Source organism: Pseudoalteromonas sp. SK18, assembly GCF_001974855.1.
Classification (GTDB): Bacteria; Pseudomonadota; Gammaproteobacteria; order Enterobacterales; family Alteromonadaceae; genus Pseudoalteromonas.
In genome coordinates, this window is record NZ_MTQB01000003.1 from 180,873 (window position 1) to 198,078 (window position 17,206).

A 17,206-nucleotide genomic window follows, 5' to 3' on the forward strand; every position below is an offset into this window, starting at 1 on the left:
CTAGCATAAATGACAGCGTTGTCATTATTTTTATTTACAAATAAATAACTTCTTCAATAGTCAATAATTTAAGGAAAAACGCACCTTATCGGTGCGTTACTTTAAGCTTTCTGCTAACACGATTTGCATAAGGCGTTTTAGAACGAACCCATACATCTTGTGTTACTTTGACCGGTTGTGTGTAGGTTTGCCATTGTTCATCACCTTGTTTATATTCAATCACTAAACCAGGGTAAGCAATATTGGCGTACAACATGCTATTCTCAATTTTAGCACCTGCATTTGCAAGACGATAATGCACATCAGCACGTTCTAACTTGGCAAATTCTTTTAGCCCCATGGTAGCAGCAAAAGTTTGCCATTGCTGATCGCGCTGCTGTTTTAATTCAGGACTAAAGCGATTTGTTTGTTGGCTGTAAACAAAGCCATTGTGATCATACGGTACCGCCCAATCTGCTTTATGCCAAGCACGCTGTGCCAGCGATAATAACCGTGGGAACAGCTTATATTCAGCCATATTATTGGTGCGCGTATTTTCGCTCCATAATTGCCCCTGAATACCCACAAAACGTTTATCTTTTGCTAAAGGCGCGGATACGACCTTGCCTTGCTCATCATACTTTAACGTGTCATCAGCTACATAGGGATTATCTTCTCTATCGAGCCAAAATTCAGCATGAATAGGTAAATTATCTGGCATAAACTGAAATATCTTTTCAGTATTTATATGCCTTGAAGCCCAGTAATAACCATGCTCCTGTGGGTCTGCCTCATACGGAAAGTCAAAATACAGTACATCTGGTGACGAAAGCACTGCTTGCCAATTTCTGTTGGCAAATTCATGTGCACGCTGATGGCCATTCCACATTAATAAATCCCAAACATTACCTTGCACAACCTCTGGCATATTCTCTGGGTTAGTATGCGATAAGCCATCGCTCCATGCTGCGGTTTCAATATTCATATCAGCTAACATATTGGCAATACGTTCAATAAAATAGCTGCCCAGCTGATTCGCTTTAGTAATTTCTAACTTATTTTGTTTAATAAAATCAGCACAAGCAGGTGAATCGACCCATGCTCCGGCGGTTTCATCGGCGCCTATGTGATAACGAGTTAGCGGATGCTGTGCCTCACTATGAATACTTTTTACTTGTTCCATTACTTCACGGATAAACGCATAGGATGAGTCTAAACACACATTAATGGTATTGTCGTTATAGTGTTGTACCGACGAATAGAGCGTTGTATCAAGCGGGTCATACAGTAAAAACTGTTCGGCTTTTTGTTTATCGCCTTGTTTTATGTATTTATTATAACGCGCTTGCATGGCTTTAATTGCAGCGCGAGAATGCCCTGGCATGTCAAGCGATGGGATCACTTGAATATGGCGCGCACTCGCCGCTTTAAGTATTTCTTGGTAGTCAGCTACCGAATAATAGCCGTTTGCTGCACTTGAAGTATCAAGCCCTGCGCCTAATTGTGGCATTAAACATTGCTGCTCGCTTTGATCAAAACAGCGCTTTGCACCTACATCGGTTAGTTCAGGCAGTGATGGAATTTCTAAACGCCAGCCTTCATCATCACCTAAGTGCAAATGTAGCTTGTTAAGTTTATAAGCAGCCATTTGATCAAGTAACTTTAAAATAAAGCCTTTATCACGAAAGTTTCGTGCTACATCAACCAATACCCCTCTAAACTGATAATGCGGTGCATCAATAACCTCTCCCACAGGTAACATATTACTATTAACCTGATATAAGCTCGCTAAGCTTTGCAGAGCATAAAAAATCCCAGTTTCGTCAGCGGCATCAATAACCACCTCATCGGCTTTAATCGCTAATTTATAACTGCCATTAAGCTGATCTTTTTTAACAGTGGAATTAAGTGTGACCTTAATTGCCGCTGCATCATCACTTATATTAATACCTAACAGTGCCAAGCGCTCAATTGCAGCCAATACACTTGATTTATCAACTTCTGCATAGTTAATATTAAGCCCTTGGCTAATATCAAGCGTTTGAGTTTGACTAAATTCGCTAACGCGTGGGGTGGGTATAATTTGTTGAGCAATCACATTGCTTACTTGATTTTTCGAGGTTAAATAAGCTGAAAAGTCATACTTTTCATTACGCTCAAACAAGCGCTCAGCAGTAAGCCACTGAGTTTTATCGCTCTCAGTACGTTTAAACTGACGAGTGTAATCGGTATAAGGTTCTACATGTGGTAATAGCTCTAAGCCCGTCTCTGGGTCAATTTTAGGCCTTGTACTTTCAATCACTTTAGCGGTGTCATTGTTATTCACCACGATATAGTTAGGAATAGCGTCGCTTTGCGATAATGACCAAAAATGCGCATAAAAAGTAATCATTTTAGTCTCACCGGCTTTAAAGCCAGTAAACCCGTCTTTAAGCTCAATAACATGAATATCGCCATTAACGTGTTTAATAGTAAATTCATCGCTAACCGACTTTTGTATTGGCGTAATTTGACTAAAGTAAATTTTCCATTGGTCAACATTGATCGCCGAGTTGGCAGTTAAATGTAAGTTTGCTTTAAAACAGTGACCGTTTTCAATATTTGGATCGCACTGAGCTGATGGGCGGTTATCAACTTGCTGATATTTTATTTGTAATGTGTTGGCAAGTAACTCCACCGCACTGTCGCTTGCAGGGCTTAGCTGAACCGATACGGTGCTTTGTTCATCAACATTGCCCTGACACGCACTTAAACCCATTGCTAAGCAGCATGCTGTCAGTAATGATTTAATCTTCATTCGCTACTTTCCTCTATTGTATTAACTTAGTCACTCAAGCACCTATTTCAAATGCTAAAAATTAAGCCGATTTTTCAATGCATTCATTCTTAGTGTGGTTAGTTTATAATGTACCATCAGCTAGAAAATATTTTATGCTTTTAAATCAATCACTATTCATATCTAGCAATTGCTACCTTAGCCAAACAATGCACTAACGAAGGTTTTAAATAATAATTAACATTGCGCTTTAACTTATGACAACGCTGTCATTTAGCTGTTAATGTATCCTTTTTTTTCTTTTATAGCTACACAAGGGGGCAAAAAAGATACAAATAATTTACATGCATACGTATGGTTTTATTTTAAATCATTGTATTTAAATGAGATTTAAATATTACCAAATCATTACCTGAAACTTTATCTACCATTCTCACAAGAAAGGCGTATAAATTAACTGTTAATATTCAATGATGTCTTTATAATTTAGTCGTCAAATAATAAAAACCGAGTACTGTTAACTACTCTTGCTGTAGTCGTTAACCGATAAAGATAAATTAGTACCTAAAATGATATATAAAGGTCTATTAAGCCTATGAGAACAACAATAAACGACGTGGCAAAAGATGCCGGGGTATCAATAAAAACGGTATCAAGAGTAATAAATAACGAAACCTCGGTCCGTGACAATACCCGTGAAAGAGTTATGGCATCAGTCGAAAAGTTGAACTTCCAGCCAAACTTAGCAGCAAGAAGTCTTGCAGGAACAAAAGCTTACAGCATAGCTTACATATACGACAATCCTAATGCGTACTACATTATCGACATGCAAAATGGTATTTTAGATGCGTGCAAAAAGCAGGGGTTTGAACTACTTATTCACCCATGTGATGCCAAAGAAGCGCATATTTTTGATGAAATTACGAATATGATCAAACGCACTCGTATCGCGGGAATCTTACTCACCCCGCCCTTTTCTGAAATGCCTGAGTTTGTTGAAAAGCTAACTCAACTAGACCTAAAAGTTGTGCGTATTTTATCAGGGCACGACGCGCCTGACTCATTAACACCCTGTATTATGATTGACGATAATCTCGCCTCAAAGTCAATTACTGAGCATCTAATTAATAACGGCCACACGCGCATTGGCTTTTTAGCCGGTGGCAGCGAGCATAACTCGACCAAAGAGCGCTTGGAAGGTTACAAAGCAGCGCTAACCCAATACGACATTACTATAGATCCAAGTTTAATTATTGATGGCGAATATTCATTTGAGTCGGGGGTTGAGGGCGCTAAAACACTCATTAGCCAAACAAATAGGCCAACCGCTATTGTCTCATGTAATGATGAAATAGCCGCCGGTGCGTTATTTGCAGCCAGATTAATGAACATTGATATACCCAGCGAGCTTTCTATAACAGGGTTTGAGGATAGTCCATTCTCGCGTCAAACCTGGCCAAAACTCACCACCGCTCATCAGCCTAATAATAAAATTGCCGAAGATGCGGCCAGCTTGTTAATAGCCCAAATTCGTAATGGCAATGACCGCGATATTATAAAACTATACACTCCTGAACTTGTCGTAAGAGACTCTACCGCACGCCCTAGTTAACCGTGTAAATGGGATCACCGTATTATTAATATTCCCCTGTGCGTTGTAAAAAAACCTTCAGCGCAGGGTTATATTAAAAACGGCCTACTTTTTGAATATACCTTCTGTATTACTGAGTTTATTAACAGTTAGACGACTTTCAATGTAAATTTTACACTTAGGCTCGGTTGATCTTTCAAGGTTACATAACTCAGTTCAACTCTCTAATACCGATTCGCTTAATTAAGTATTATTGCAGATTGGTATAAATATACAGGAGTAAATTATGGCCAAATCAGCCCAATTGTATAGAATGGCAACCGATGAACATATTTGCCCATTTGGTTTAAAATCTAAAGATTTGCTTGAACGTCAAGGCTTTGAAGTAGACGATCATTTACTCACCTCAAGAGCGCAAACCGATGCGTTTAAACAACAACACAATGTAGAAACAACACCACAAACGTTTATAGATGATGGGCTTATCGGTGGCTACGACGAACTTAGAAGTTTCTTTAATAAACCGCCTGCCGGTCAGCAAGGTACAACCTATACCCCTGTTATAGCGATTTTTGCGGTTACCTTGTTGCTAAGTTTAACCTTTTCGTTAAGTGGTGCAGGGCTAAGCGTGTATACGCTTGAGCTTTTTGTAGCATTAACAATGGCCGTACTAGCCATACAAAAGCTGCAAGATTTAACCAGCTTCTCAAACTCGTTTATCACTTACGACTTACTCGCCATGAAAGTGATCCCTTACGCTTATGTATATCCATTTTTAGAAGCCTTTGTGGGTATAGGTATGATTGCAGCGCTGCCCGCTTATTCAATAGCCCCTATCTCTTTATTTATAGGTAGTATTGGCGCAGTCTCTGTTATTAAAGCTGTATACATAGACAAGCGAGCACTAAAATGTGCCTGTGTTGGCGGCGATAGTAATGTACCCCTTGGCTTTATTTCATTAACCGAAAACCTATTTATGATAGCTGCCGGTATATGGATGCTAGTTAAATAATATAAAAGCGCGGTAAGTTACAACTTACCGCGCCATTACAAACGCTGCCTAGGTTTAAGCCACATGAGATATTTCAGTAAATGAAAATTACCCCTCACTTATCGCTGTATTTAAACCTGCCTCAGCATCAGCGAGCATAGCAAACTCCTCATCTGCACTTTTGGCCACTAAGTGTTTAGAGCTAAAGCCAAAGTAATACGCCGCACCGACTATAAACAGCACCATAGTGTATAAAAAAGCACGGGGGTCAAAGGCGTACACACCGGTCAGAGCAATCAAGGATAAACACAATGCTATGCTTGAAGTGACAATGCCGCCAGGCGTTTTATAAGGTCGAGGTAAGTCGGGTTGTTTTAAGCGCAACATTATATGACTGAACGCCATTAACGCATACGATACTGTTGCACCAACCACCGCCATAGCTAACATTAAATCGCCCTCACCACTTAGTGAAGCTAAAAAACCAAATACAGCAGGTACAATAAGCGCTCGTGCTGGCACTTTACGCGCTGTAGTAATTGATAACGAACGCGGTAAATATCCCGCACGCGATAACGCAAATACCAACCGACTATAGCCATAAATAATAGAGAAAAATGAAGCCACCAGCCCTGCTAATCCCAGTATATTAACCACGGTTGCTAAATCGCTATTGCCTGTCGCATTTAACGCATCTACCAGCGGAACTGCACTTGCGCCCATTGCTGTTGCACCTGCTGCGCCGGGTACTAACACAACCACTAATAACGCAGTAAACAATAAAAATACCATGGCGCCAATAATACCTTTAGGTACATCTTTAGCCGGATCTTTTGCTTCTTCAGCCGCCAATGGCACGCCTTCAACCGCTAAAAACAACCACATAGCAAAAGGTAATGCAGCCCACACCCCATACCAACCCAAAGGTAAAAATTCATTCGCACCTGCGGCATCTGTTACTGCAACATCAAATAAATTGGTAGCATCAAAATTTGTAATTAAAACCACTGCCGTTGCAACAATAGCCAGTACCGCTAAACCGCTTATTACCATCATTACTTTTAGCGCTTCACCTACTCCAGCTAAATGAATACCTACAAACACCAAATAAAATAGTGCATAAACCCATGGGCCATTGAACCCCGTTAACGCCTCCACTGCAGAGCCAATAAATATCACAATGGCGGCCGGTGCTAACGCATATTCAATTAATACCGCAAGACCGGTTAAATAACCCCCCGTTGGCCCCATTGCTTGACGAGCAAAACTATAACCCCCTCCAGCTGCAGGAATAGCAGCCGACATTTCAGCCAGCGATAACACCAAAGTTAAATACATAATCGCCATTAACACTGCAGCTATCGCGAAGCCGCCCCAGCCAGCTTCTGCAATACCAAAGTTCCACCCAGCAAAGTCACCTGAAATAACATACGATACCCCTAACCCTGCCAGCAATAGCCAACCTGCAGTGCCACCTTTGAGCTGCCTTTTTGCTAAGTATTCTGAATTATTAGTAGACATAACATCCTCTTTATCGATTTTTTATTTTTAGTTACCGTTATTCCGCATTTAAAAAATGACGGCTCGATTGTTGATGCTCAATCACATCATCCTGTGTCCGATCTTTTAAGTTCACTCCTGTTAGTTTTAATGTTTTAGCTTCATTTAATAAGTAGGCTGCCCGTCTTGCCGCATCGATATAGGGCAAACCAGCAGGACGAATATTAGATATACAATTACGCAGCGAATCGTTAAGCCCTGTTTTAGGCTCCCAGGTTAAATAAAGTCCCAAGCTATCTGGTGAGCTAAGCCCAGGACGTTCACCAATGAGCACCATCACAATTTGGGCATTCAATAACTCACCAATATCATCACCAATGGCTACTCGCCCTTGTTCAACTAAGGTGATTGGAGCAAGAGTAAGTGGCTTATTAACGCTCAACTGTGAAAGTAATTCAGCTATAAAAGGAGCTGCATTTTTTTGAACCGCCAACGATGACAAACCATCAGCGACTACAATGGCTAAGTCGTATTTTTCTTGGGTGCTTTGCTGTTGCTCAGCAACAAAATCAAGTAATAATTGACGACTATTCTCATTTAGCTTTCGACCCAAATCTGGTCGTTGTAAATAAGTAACTCTATCAACCGCTTGGCTATGTAAATGCAATACACGCGCATTAGCTGCATTAACAGTCGCTAACTTTGCTTTCATTTCATTGATATCAAGTGGAAAATTGACTGCATCGCGCGCTTGCGCATGCGACAGTTGAAACGCCAGCATTTCAGAGGTTGGTAAACTAATACCCGCTCGACCAAGTCCTATGCGGGCATCAGTAAACTGGCGTAAGTCACGCCATGGGTTGTGTACCACATTGCCATTATTTTTATGATCAGTATTAGCAAGGTCATTTGATTTAAAATCTGCAGTCATGAACGGCCTCCCGCCAGTGCATCTAACGGCTTAGCAAATGCAGCGGGAAGACTGTGCGATAAAGTAACATCGCTACTGTTTTTCATAATGTTCATGTTAGTAAGCCACTTTTCAAATTCTGGCGCGGGACGAGAGCCTAGAACTCGGCGCACGTATAACGCATCATGAAATGAGGTAGTTTGGTAATTGAGCATAATGTCATCGGAGCCCGGAATCCCCATCACAAACGAGCACCCAGCTACACCAAGCAGCGTAAGTAAGTTATCCATATCATTTTGGTCAGCCTCGGCATGATTGGTGTAACACACGTCACATCCCATCGGAATACCCAGTAATTTGGCACAAAAATGATCCTCAAGCCCCGCGCGGGTAATTTCTTTGCCATCAAATAAATACTCCGGGCCTATAAATCCCACCACCGTATTAACTAATAGCGGATTAAATTTTCGTGCAACGGCATACGCGCGAGTTTCGCAGGTTTGCTGATCTAGCCCGTGATGAGCATTAGCCGAAAGCGAGCTGCCTTGCCCTGTTTCAAAATACATCACATTATTGCCTACCGTGCCACGCTTTAAACTCAGCGCGGCATCTTGTGCCTCAGCTAAAGTATTTAAACTAAAACCAAAACTCGAATTGGTGGCTTCTGTTCCACCAATAGACTGAAACACTAAATCAACTGGCGCCCCCGCTTCTATGCATTCAATCGTATTAGTGACATGGGTAAGCACACAGCTTTGGGTAGGAATTTCATATTTTTGAATCACCTCATCCATCAATGTCATCAATTTAATAGCCTGCGCCACGTTGTCGGTTGCGGGGTTTATACCTATCACCGCATCACCATTACCGTACAGCAACCCATCTAAAATACAGGCGGCAATGCCGTTAATATCATCTGTTGGGTGATTAGGTTGTAAACGCGTGGATAAATGCCCAGGTAAACCAATGGTGTTTCTAAATGCACTAGTTACATGGCATTTTTTAGCAATAAGGATAAGATCCTGATTACGCATTATTTTGCTAACAGCCGCAGCCATTTCCGGAGTGATCCCCTGTCTTACACTTGCAAGTACCGAGGGAGTTGCAAAGTCACTTAACAACCAATTACGAAAATCTCCCACGGTTAAATGAGCAATCGCCATAAATGCATTAGCATCGTGATCGTCCATAATTAAGCGAGTTATTTCATCGTCTTCATAAGCAATCAGTGCCTCATTTAAAAATGCCTTCAACGGAATATCTGCTAAGGTCATTTGGGCAACCGCTCGCTCTTGCGCTGATTGTGCAATAACACCCGCTAACCTGTCACCTGAGCGATGAGGAGTGGCTTTTGCCATTACTTGCGCCAAATTTTTAAAATTATACACCTGCGTGCCCAGTGTATATCGGTACCTTTGCCCCATGATCTACTCCACATAACAACTAGTTCAAACCTTGGTACAGGTTTTGCTGACCTATAAGCTATAAATCAATTTTGTTTAGTTTCAAGAGAGCTTAATTCATACCAAGACACTATCGAATTTTGGCAAATCATCATTTTTAGCTTTATTTCATATAGTTAACTATAGTTACAGGTGGTAACTTAATCTTAATAAAAATAAAAAAAGCAAAGAGTAACTCCATTATGACGCAGCAAGATTTAGCTAGCGCACCACAAAAGAGCATGGTGCATACCCAAGATATAGATGAGCAGGCGCATAATCTAACGCAGTGGCAGCAAAAATATGATCAGCTCAGTGATGGGCGATTTTTTGGGTGTATAGAAAGCGTGGGTTACCCTCATATTCATGCATTTGAAGAATACACAGAGCGTGCTCTTCACCAACAATGCGCAATAGCGCCACGATCTATTTGGCTCGGGATCCCAAAGCAGTCGCAGCAGAGCAAAATTAATGGCTTAAATGTGGCAAGTAATCAATTTATGTGTCGCACTAGTGAGAGTAACTTTGAGCTTATTACACCTGAGCAGTTTAATATTTATGGTTTAGTAATAGACACGCAATCGTTAGAACATATGGCTCAGATACAAGGGATGCACTTAAAAAATATAACGTCTTCAGGTACTGAGCGACTGACAACATGCAACGCCATGCTAAAAAGTGCCCGGGGTATAATAAACAGTATGGTTAGCAACAACGCTTTTGGCCTAAATGCCGATTTACAGCAAGACATGCTTAATATGCTGGCATTACATTTACTAAACGAACAGCTCCCATGTCAACGCATCGCTCCCAGTTATAAACACCGTAAAGCGGTCGTTGATAAAGTTAAAGATTATATAAAAGCGCATCCACAAAACACAGTAACAATTACTCAATTATGCGAACTCACCTTTGTGAGCAGGCGTACCTTACAATATAGTTTTGAGAGTATTTTAGGGATAAACCCACTGCGGTTTTTACGTTTAACCCGATTAAATAATGTTAGAAGAGAGCTAAAATTAGCAAAGCAAGATAAACCCATTTCTCTGGTTGCTGCCAATTGGGGGTTTTGGCATGCAGGGCAATTTACCAAAGACTACACGCAATTATTTGGTGAGAACCCTTCGCAAACAGTGATAAACCATGCTTCTTATTTGGCAAATTCTAAATCGATAATACATGGATAACGAGGATACGGGTTTCGGGTGGCGGGAGACGCTGCGCTGAAAGAATAGATTTAAGGGCTGATATGACTAGGTGCTAGACTGTTTGCAAAAGCTCGCTACTCGTCACTCGAAGCCCGTTGCCTTCTCATTTACTCCTCATTCACTTCTCTTTGTGCAAACATGTTTTAAGTGATTAATTCACAAAGAGATCATGAGACGCTGCGCGGAAAGAGAAGGCTAAAGGTGCTAGGTTGTGTTCGCTGCTCGTGACTCGAAACCCGAAGCTCTTAGCTCGAAGTCAGCCTTATTTCGGTAAGTCAAAAGCCCTATTTGATCGGTGCTAATTAAGCCGCGATTAAATAGGACTCTTGTCCTGCATGTTTGTTGTTGCGTTTAAACGAGCCTTTGCCTTTTTTAGCTTTAACCACTTGCGGCTTAAATACTTTAGAGGTTACCAGTGCTGCTAATGCGTTGTGTTTGATCACTCCGCGGCCGGTGTCTACAGCGGATTTATTAACCGCTTTTGCTTTGCATTTTTTAGTCATATTATTTCCTATTCGTTAAAAATAAAAGAATCACTCGAGGGAGCAATGCGCCTTCGTTATTGATGGCGATTGTATGCTTAATTTTCAAGCATGCAATCATTTTTAATGCTGTTTTAAATATATTTTAGCCATAAAAAAAGCGCCGTTTATAACGGCGCCTATTTAGCTTATAAAATTAAAAACTAAAACTTAATTTTGCATAGTAACTACGGCCATCAAAGCCATAGGGTACAGCACGCAATGGGTATTTAAATGCCCCATTAGAGATAGCATTTAATACTTCATCATCACCTAGTTCATCCGGTGTTTCATCAAATACATTATCCGCACCAACCGATAGCGAAAACATCTCGTTAATTTCATAGCTTACGTTTAAATCTACGAGTACTGCCGTTTCTACGGTACTCGTTGCTTTAAATGAGCCATCAGTAGCTAGCTCAATATGATCGTTAGCAAAATACTTCACATCGGTTTCGCCAAAGTAATTAAAGCGAATCATTGAGCTGTACGAATCACGCTCATAATCAAAAGTAAGCGTTGCACGTTCACCCGGTTGTCCATCAGTTAAGAAGCTACTCTGAATATCATCAAGTGCCACATTTTTTGGAATACCTGGCGCTGCATTCACACTATCAATTTTAGTTTCGTTTAAGTTACCCGCAAACGTAGCAGAGAAATTACCGTCATATAAATCGGTGCGGTATGACGCAATAATGTCCACACCCTGCGTTGTCGAATTCACTGAGTTTGAAAAGTAATTCGCTTGTACTGCACCCGTTGCCTGTAGCGCGGCAACTGCATCAGGACTAAATGCCACATCATCAGCCGATAACAAGCTACCTAATGTAATACGGTCTTCAATTTCTACTCGGTAAAAATCCACCGTTAACGATAAATCACTGGTCACATCATAAACAAAACCGGCACTGTAGTTAGTTGATGTTTCAAGCTTTAAAGTATCAACCCCTAAAGCAGCAGGAAACGCAGAGCCCGTTGTCGCTGTAAACGACTGACTTAACGTGCCGTCAGACCCTAAGTTAGTGGTAAAAGCAGTGTAACCACTTTGCTGTAATGATGGCGCTCTAAAGCCCGTTGATAACGCACCACGTACCGCAAAGTCATCATTAAATTCATAACGTGTTGCTACTTTACCTATGATATCGTCACCCGCATTCGAAAAATCTTCATAGCGAAGGGCACCGCTCACATTCCATGCATCGCTTAACATGGTTTCTGCATCTACATATACTGCGTAACTATCACGATCGCTTTTGTTTGAAGCTTCAGGACGAAGGCCGTTATAAGCCTGAAAACCACATTGTGCAAATTGACTCGGATCGTTCACCGATGGATATGAGGTATCCGTGTTGGCTGCTCCACATGCGTATGATGCCACCTCACCTGGTACAATTTCATAGTTTTCTTTACGGTATTCAGCGCCAATTGAAACATAAACAGGCTCACTACGACCAATATCAACAATCCCGTTTATATCTGCATTAAACGTTGTTTGATCAAACCTAAAACCACCCGAGTATCCCTCTGTTGGGCCAGCATTCGCGGCTATATCGGCATCGCTTGCATCCGGGTTATTAAATAAGTACTCAGCAGCATAAGAGGCATTTATTGTATTGCGTGAGGTAAAATCGTATTGGTTTTCACCATAAACTGCAGAAACATCGTAGGTCCAATCAGGGTTAATTTCACCTTTAAAACCAACTGATACCGAAATATCTTGTGCTTCATTATCTATTTGCGGTAAAAAACCGTCGCTGTAAACTTGCGTTACGTTTTTAGACGCTTCATTAAAATTACGGTAAAAGCCGTTGCCTAGTGCAGTACGCTCAGAGTAACCACCAAATGAGTAAAGCTCCCCCTCACCCATTGGCAACGCCATATTGTAAAATACCGAAGTAAATTCACTCTCTGCATTACCTTGTCCCCAACGTACTTCGTCCGATAAAGTACCTGGTGCGACATCAAGTGAACCACCGGTATCTCGCTCTGCGCGGTTAGTTTTATCTGCATCGCGGTACTCAAGCGATAAATTAATAAAACCGCCTTCATTACCTAATTCAAAACCACGATTTAAACCCGCAGAAATTGTTTCTCCATCCCCTTCTGCCGTTTCGCCATATTGTACGTACCCGGTGGTTAAATCTGTTGAGTTATTAAGTGATAAGTTGATAACCCCTGCAATTGCATCTGAGCCATACTGCGCCGCCGCACCATCACGTAACACCTCAACCCCTTTTAAAGCAATAAGTGGGATCGCATTCATATCAGTACCCGCAGAGCCGCCGCCCACAGTACTGGTTAAACCAAAAATAGATTGATTATGACGGCGTTTACCGTTTACTAAAACCAAGGTTTGATCTGGTTGTAAGCCGCGTAATGTAGCAGGGCGAAATAAATCTGAACCGTCAGAAACCTGTGTACGCGAGAAGTTAAATGACGGTGCCGTTGCCTGTAAGCTTTGGCCAAGCTCGGTAAAGCCACCTTTATTTAAATCATCTGCGTCAATTAAATCAATAGGTGATGACGACTCAGTGGCAGTTCGGTTTGAAACTCGCGATCCTAAAACAGATATTTGTTCGATATTTTTTCAGCTTTAGCAGGCGCTTCTTGTGCATTAACCATACTTGGCGCACTGAAAGCAAAAGCAACCGCTACAGCCAATGTGTTTAAACGATATGTTGACATAATGATGACCCTGTTTTGTGTATTCTTATAATGTGTGTGGGGTAAATTCCTGTATCCCCTTGCCAACATCCTAGCAACATACACAAACAAAAAGAAACAAAAAATTTGATAAAATTAGCATAAGAATGCAAATAACTTTAAAAACAGGAAAATAACACCTTTAAAAGCTCAAAACACAACCAAAGTAGCAATTTAATATCACAACCCCAAAAGTTAACACGATGTTAAAATTGAAGTTTTATTTATAATTGGTAAAAACAACAGTCTTGTATGTTTTTCACTCTGCGCCGAGCAAAAAACACACTCCAAATGACGTTTTATGCGGTTTTCATTAGACTAAAGTAGATAGTAAAGGGTAAGAAAGGGGACTCAGCAGAAACTATACATAGGTCGCTATGTAGTATTGTCCGTTTTTAAACAATATTTTATACAGGCCTATTTAAGAGGTGTAACTATGCCAATCAAACTCACTAATAAGATGACAAAGTAGAGGGTCTACGCCTGTTGATTCACAGTATGCACGTAATTGCATGGGAGTTTGTTTATCAAAAATAACTTGCCTAACTACATACAACATATGATTGAATGTGATTAGATCATTATCATTAGTACCATCTAAATCATGGCAACTCATCAGTAAGTTACATATTTTAGTATCGTATCCCCATAACTTTAAAACGTAGGCCGAAATAAAATTGGCACTTACATATCCATCGGTCATGGTTTGGGCATGCTCACCTGGCGCATCGTTTTGAGCTTGAGACAATAAAATAATCTTGCCAACAAAACTCAATAACGCCACCGAGAAAAGTAGCTCTTGATGTTGTAGACTAAACCCAGCTTGTTTAGCAAAGCGCTTAACACAGCTAGCGTAATTCGCCGCTATATTCAATTGCTTTTCATGTACGTCACTAGGAATAGACGATTCAAAGTTTTTAGCAACTAATAAAGACGTCGTAATTGCCATTAATATGGTAATTCCAAGCCTCGATACAGCTTCATCTATTGACGATGTAGGCCTAACAAAACCAAGATAAGCGGAGTTTGCAAGTTGTAACAATTTAGCCGTTATTATTGGCTCTTGAGAAACAACATTGGCTATATCGTGCAAATCAAATTCATTGCTTTGTATTAAGTCTCTAAGTTCTTTTAAAATAAGAGGATAAACAGGAAAGCTAATCATAGCCCCTAATTGCCTGCGAACATTAAAAGCAAAAGGCAATGACTTTAACGCCGCCACATTGTTAAAAAGCGCGGTTATGTCTGCCTCATTAAACGGTTTAGCAAGGTAAGCATGTACAACATTAGGTTGTCGCATCATAGTACTAAGCGTCATATCGCCGGTAAGTAACGCCCTCACTGGATAGGGGTTTTGTGAAGAGCACTGCTCTAAAACATCCAATCCATTCATTTGCGGCATTAAATAATCACTTAATACTAAATCAACGTCTTGCCTGGTATTTAAAAGCTGCCAAAATTCATCTATATCCGCTGTTGTCATAATATCAACCTCTGGAAAGGCTCTATGAATAGTCCTTTGTAATACTTTTAATAAAAAAGCATCATCGTCTAGTATGACTACCGTTATCGAACTCATTGCGCACCTTGAGAATTAAAATGGTTTAAATAATTACAAAAATCATTCTGCTCTAAAGGCTCACTGTAGTAATAGCCTTGTATGTAGTCACACCCTAACTTTTTAATTAATTCACATTGATAGGCTGTTTCTACCCCCTCAGCAACAACTTTTAAATTTAGATCATGCGACATACGCGTAATATTACGAACCATACTTTGCATCGCTAAAGACGATTCAATATCAGTAATAAGGGTTCTATCTAGTTTAACGCCATCTACAGGCAGCTTTGAAAGGTAGCCAAGTGATGAGTAACCTACACCAAAGTCATCAATCAATAGCTTAAACCCTAACGATCTTAGCCTTATTAATTGCTGTTCGCAGGTAGTAAAATCTTCGATTAGATAAGTTTCTGTTAACTCAAAAACTAACTGTGCCGGCTCTAAACTATTGCTGCTTAAACACTCGAGCATGTAGTCAATCCAATCGGGATCATCTTTTAATTGCCTAGCAGACAAGTTAATTGCTAATACACCCACGCCTGTTTTGTTATCACCCCAATATTTTAGTGTTTTACAGCTTTGAGAAATAACCCAGCGCCCTATTGAGATAATTTGACCATCGCATTCAGCAATAGGGATAAAATGAGCTGGCGCTACCCAGCCATGTTTACTCGGCTCATACCAGCGAATTAACGCCTCAGCAATAAATATTTGCCCTGTTTTAGTATCAATCTTTGGTTGAAAGCGTAATGAAAGCTCATCTTTATTTACCGCTGTTAATAATAAACGGCTTAACTCAAAGTTCTTTTTATAATCTGCGACCAGCTGAGGGTCAAAGCGAGAACAAATACGCTGCTGATCACCTACTTGATAATTCATCGTCAACTGCATTTGATTAACGAGTTCTTTTCCCTCTAAGCTATCCTCAGGAAACAAACCATACACCCCATAAAGCTGCACATGAGCATCGGTGTATTTACTAGGGAGTACTTTTTTCAGATCATTCATCGCCTTATTTAAATCGGTTAAAATTTCACTATCAGATTTAATTTCAGGAACAAATAATACGAACCGATCGGCGCTCTTATGAAGAACTTTGACCGCTTTTTCTGATACACCTTTTAGCACTTCCAAAACCAATTTTACAAGGTGGCTGCCATCTTCTTCCCCTAGCAGATCATTGATTAATTGAAACTGCGCAATACCTATATAAACTAATGCATAACATTCTTTATTCGCTTCACATAAAGCTAAATGATTATAAAAGTCAGACTCGTTGGTTACCACCGACTGTGTTCTGGTGAGTTGAAAAATGTTACTCATGCTATTTGAGTTGCTTGATAACTTTAAAAGTTGATAAGAATCATCATTTAAACAACGCTCTATCATAACTTCTTCGCTTTTAGCTAGATCAGAGGCGTGTGCGTAATTAATAAAAAGTGTACTGCTTTTCTTATCAACAAATGACTGACTCACCGCTTTGTTTTGAGCTGTATCTAAATGGGCGAGGTGTTTATTTTCATATAAATGAATATCTGGAATGATTTCAGCGGCAGGCGCGTTAAAACGATTAATAATACCGTTATTGTCTATTTCTATTAGGCCAGACATGCTGCCCATTAATAATTGATCTCTTACTCTTTTAGCTCGGCGCTGTTCATATTTTACTTGCGCCTCGCTAATGTTCTCAAGTAGCTCACTATCGACCCATGGCTTTTCTAAAAAACGAAATACCAATCCCTGATTCAATAACTCAACCACAGACTTAAAATCAGCATATCCACTTAGCACTAAGTTTACGCAATCGGGCCAGCGACTTTTAACCTGCCGTAATAAGTCAGCGCCGTTCATTTCTGGCATTCTAAAATCGGTAATGATGATTTCAATTTGATTAGCCGCTAATATTTCAAGCGCTTCAAAACCAGTGGATGCTGTTATTACATCATAACCAGAACGAACAAGTACTCGCTTTAAAGACTTCAATACATTGAGTTCATCGTCTACTAATAAAATTCGCAAAGCCAC

At 40.4% G+C, this 17,206-nt stretch carries 10 protein-coding genes and 1 pseudogene; 3 read left to right on the top strand and 8 right to left on the bottom strand.

Annotated elements, in window-relative coordinates; translation table 11 throughout:
- Positions 1–85: 85 nt before the first annotated feature.
- On the bottom strand, positions 86–2,776 hold the full coding sequence (locus BW139_RS04260) for a family 20 glycosylhydrolase (RefSeq protein ID WP_076918805.1): 2,691 nt from the start codon (positions 2,774–2,776) through the stop codon (positions 86–88).
- Between the two features lie 574 nt (positions 2,777–3,350).
- Here BW139_RS04260 and BW139_RS04265 point away from each other — a divergent pair.
- Together BW139_RS04265 and BW139_RS04270 are read left to right on the top strand one after the other, a co-directional pair.
- On the top strand, positions 3,351–4,367 hold the full coding sequence (locus BW139_RS04265; protein WP_054201446.1) for a LacI family DNA-binding transcriptional regulator: 1,017 nt from the start codon (positions 3,351–3,353) through the stop codon (positions 4,365–4,367).
- A 265-nt stretch (positions 4,368–4,632) separates the two neighbouring features.
- A complete protein-coding gene (locus BW139_RS04270) occupies positions 4,633–5,358 on the top strand; it encodes a MauE/DoxX family redox-associated membrane protein (protein WP_076918806.1) in 726 nt (241 codons plus the stop codon).
- Positions 5,359–5,445: 87 nt separating this feature from the next.
- Here BW139_RS04270 and eat read toward each other — a convergent pair whose 3' ends face one another.
- Genes eat through BW139_RS04285 form a run of 3 tightly spaced genes read right to left on the bottom strand, consistent with a single transcriptional unit; the run spans position 5,446 to position 9,171 of the window.
- Positions 5,446–6,858 (bottom strand): ethanolamine permease, encoded by a 1,413-nt coding sequence (eat, locus tag BW139_RS04275; protein WP_076918807.1) that lies wholly within the window; start codon positions 6,856–6,858, stop codon positions 5,446–5,448.
- 37 nt (positions 6,859–6,895) lie between these two features.
- A complete protein-coding gene (gene eutC / locus BW139_RS04280) occupies positions 6,896–7,768 on the bottom strand; it encodes an ethanolamine ammonia-lyase subunit EutC (RefSeq protein WP_008114356.1) in 873 nt (290 codons plus the stop codon).
- Positions 7,765–9,171, bottom strand: coding sequence for an ethanolamine ammonia-lyase subunit EutB (locus BW139_RS04285; RefSeq protein WP_008114355.1), 1,407 nt, complete (start codon positions 9,169–9,171; stop codon positions 7,765–7,767). Before BW139_RS04285 ends, eutC begins: the two co-directional genes overlap by 4 nt.
- 221 nt (positions 9,172–9,392) lie before the next feature.
- Here BW139_RS04285 and BW139_RS04290 point away from each other — a divergent pair, with 221 nt between their 5' ends.
- A complete protein-coding gene (locus BW139_RS04290) occupies positions 9,393–10,376 on the top strand; it encodes a helix-turn-helix domain-containing protein (RefSeq protein WP_076918808.1) in 984 nt (327 codons plus the stop codon).
- A gap of 323 nt (positions 10,377–10,699) precedes the next feature.
- Here the strand turns inward: BW139_RS04290 and arfA are convergent, their stop codons facing one another.
- The 4 genes and pseudogenes from arfA to BW139_RS04310 all read right to left on the bottom strand — a co-directional run bounded on the left by arfA (position 10,700) and on the right by BW139_RS04310 (position 17,206).
- Positions 10,700–10,900 carry an alternative ribosome rescue factor ArfA gene (gene arfA, locus BW139_RS04295; RefSeq protein ID WP_008464937.1) on the bottom strand — a complete coding sequence of 67 codons (201 nt, stop codon included), beginning with the start codon at positions 10,898–10,900 and terminating at the stop codon, positions 10,700–10,702.
- Between the two features lie 175 nt (positions 10,901–11,075).
- A pseudogene (locus BW139_RS04300) lies at positions 11,076–13,603 on the bottom strand (TonB-dependent receptor plug domain-containing protein).
- 439 nt (positions 13,604–14,042) lie between these two features.
- Complete coding sequence (locus BW139_RS04305) at positions 14,043–15,200, bottom strand: HDOD domain-containing protein (protein ID WP_076918809.1); 1,158 nt, start codon at positions 15,198–15,200, stop codon at positions 14,043–14,045.
- Entirely contained in the window at positions 15,197–17,206 is a 2,010-nt protein-coding gene (locus tag BW139_RS04310) for an EAL domain-containing protein (protein ID WP_076918810.1), read from the bottom strand. The genes BW139_RS04305 and BW139_RS04310 overlap by 4 nt, the downstream gene beginning before the upstream one ends.

Coding starts and splice junctions, on each gene's coding strand:
- BW139_RS04260 (WP_076918805.1), bottom strand. CDS start 2,776: ATGAAGATTAAATCATTACTGACAGCATGCTGCTTAGCAATGGGTTTA.
- BW139_RS04290 (WP_076918808.1), top strand. CDS start 9,393: ATGACGCAGCAAGATTTAGCTAGCGCACCACAAAAGAGCATGGTGCAT.
- BW139_RS04305 (WP_076918809.1), bottom strand. CDS start 15,200: ATGAGTTCGATAACGGTAGTCATACTAGACGATGATGCTTTTTTATTA.
- BW139_RS04265 (WP_054201446.1), top strand. CDS start 3,351: ATGAGAACAACAATAAACGACGTGGCAAAAGATGCCGGGGTATCAATA.
- arfA (WP_008464937.1), bottom strand. CDS start 10,900: ATGACTAAAAAATGCAAAGCAAAAGCGGTTAATAAATCCGCTGTAGAC.
- eat (WP_076918807.1), bottom strand. CDS start 6,858: ATGTCTACTAATAATTCAGAATACTTAGCAAAAAGGCAGCTCAAAGGT.
- BW139_RS04270 (WP_076918806.1), top strand. CDS start 4,633: ATGGCCAAATCAGCCCAATTGTATAGAATGGCAACCGATGAACATATT.
- BW139_RS04285 (WP_008114355.1), bottom strand. CDS start 9,171: ATGGGGCAAAGGTACCGATATACACTGGGCACGCAGGTGTATAATTTT.
- eutC (WP_008114356.1), bottom strand. CDS start 7,768: ATGACTGCAGATTTTAAATCAAATGACCTTGCTAATACTGATCATAAA.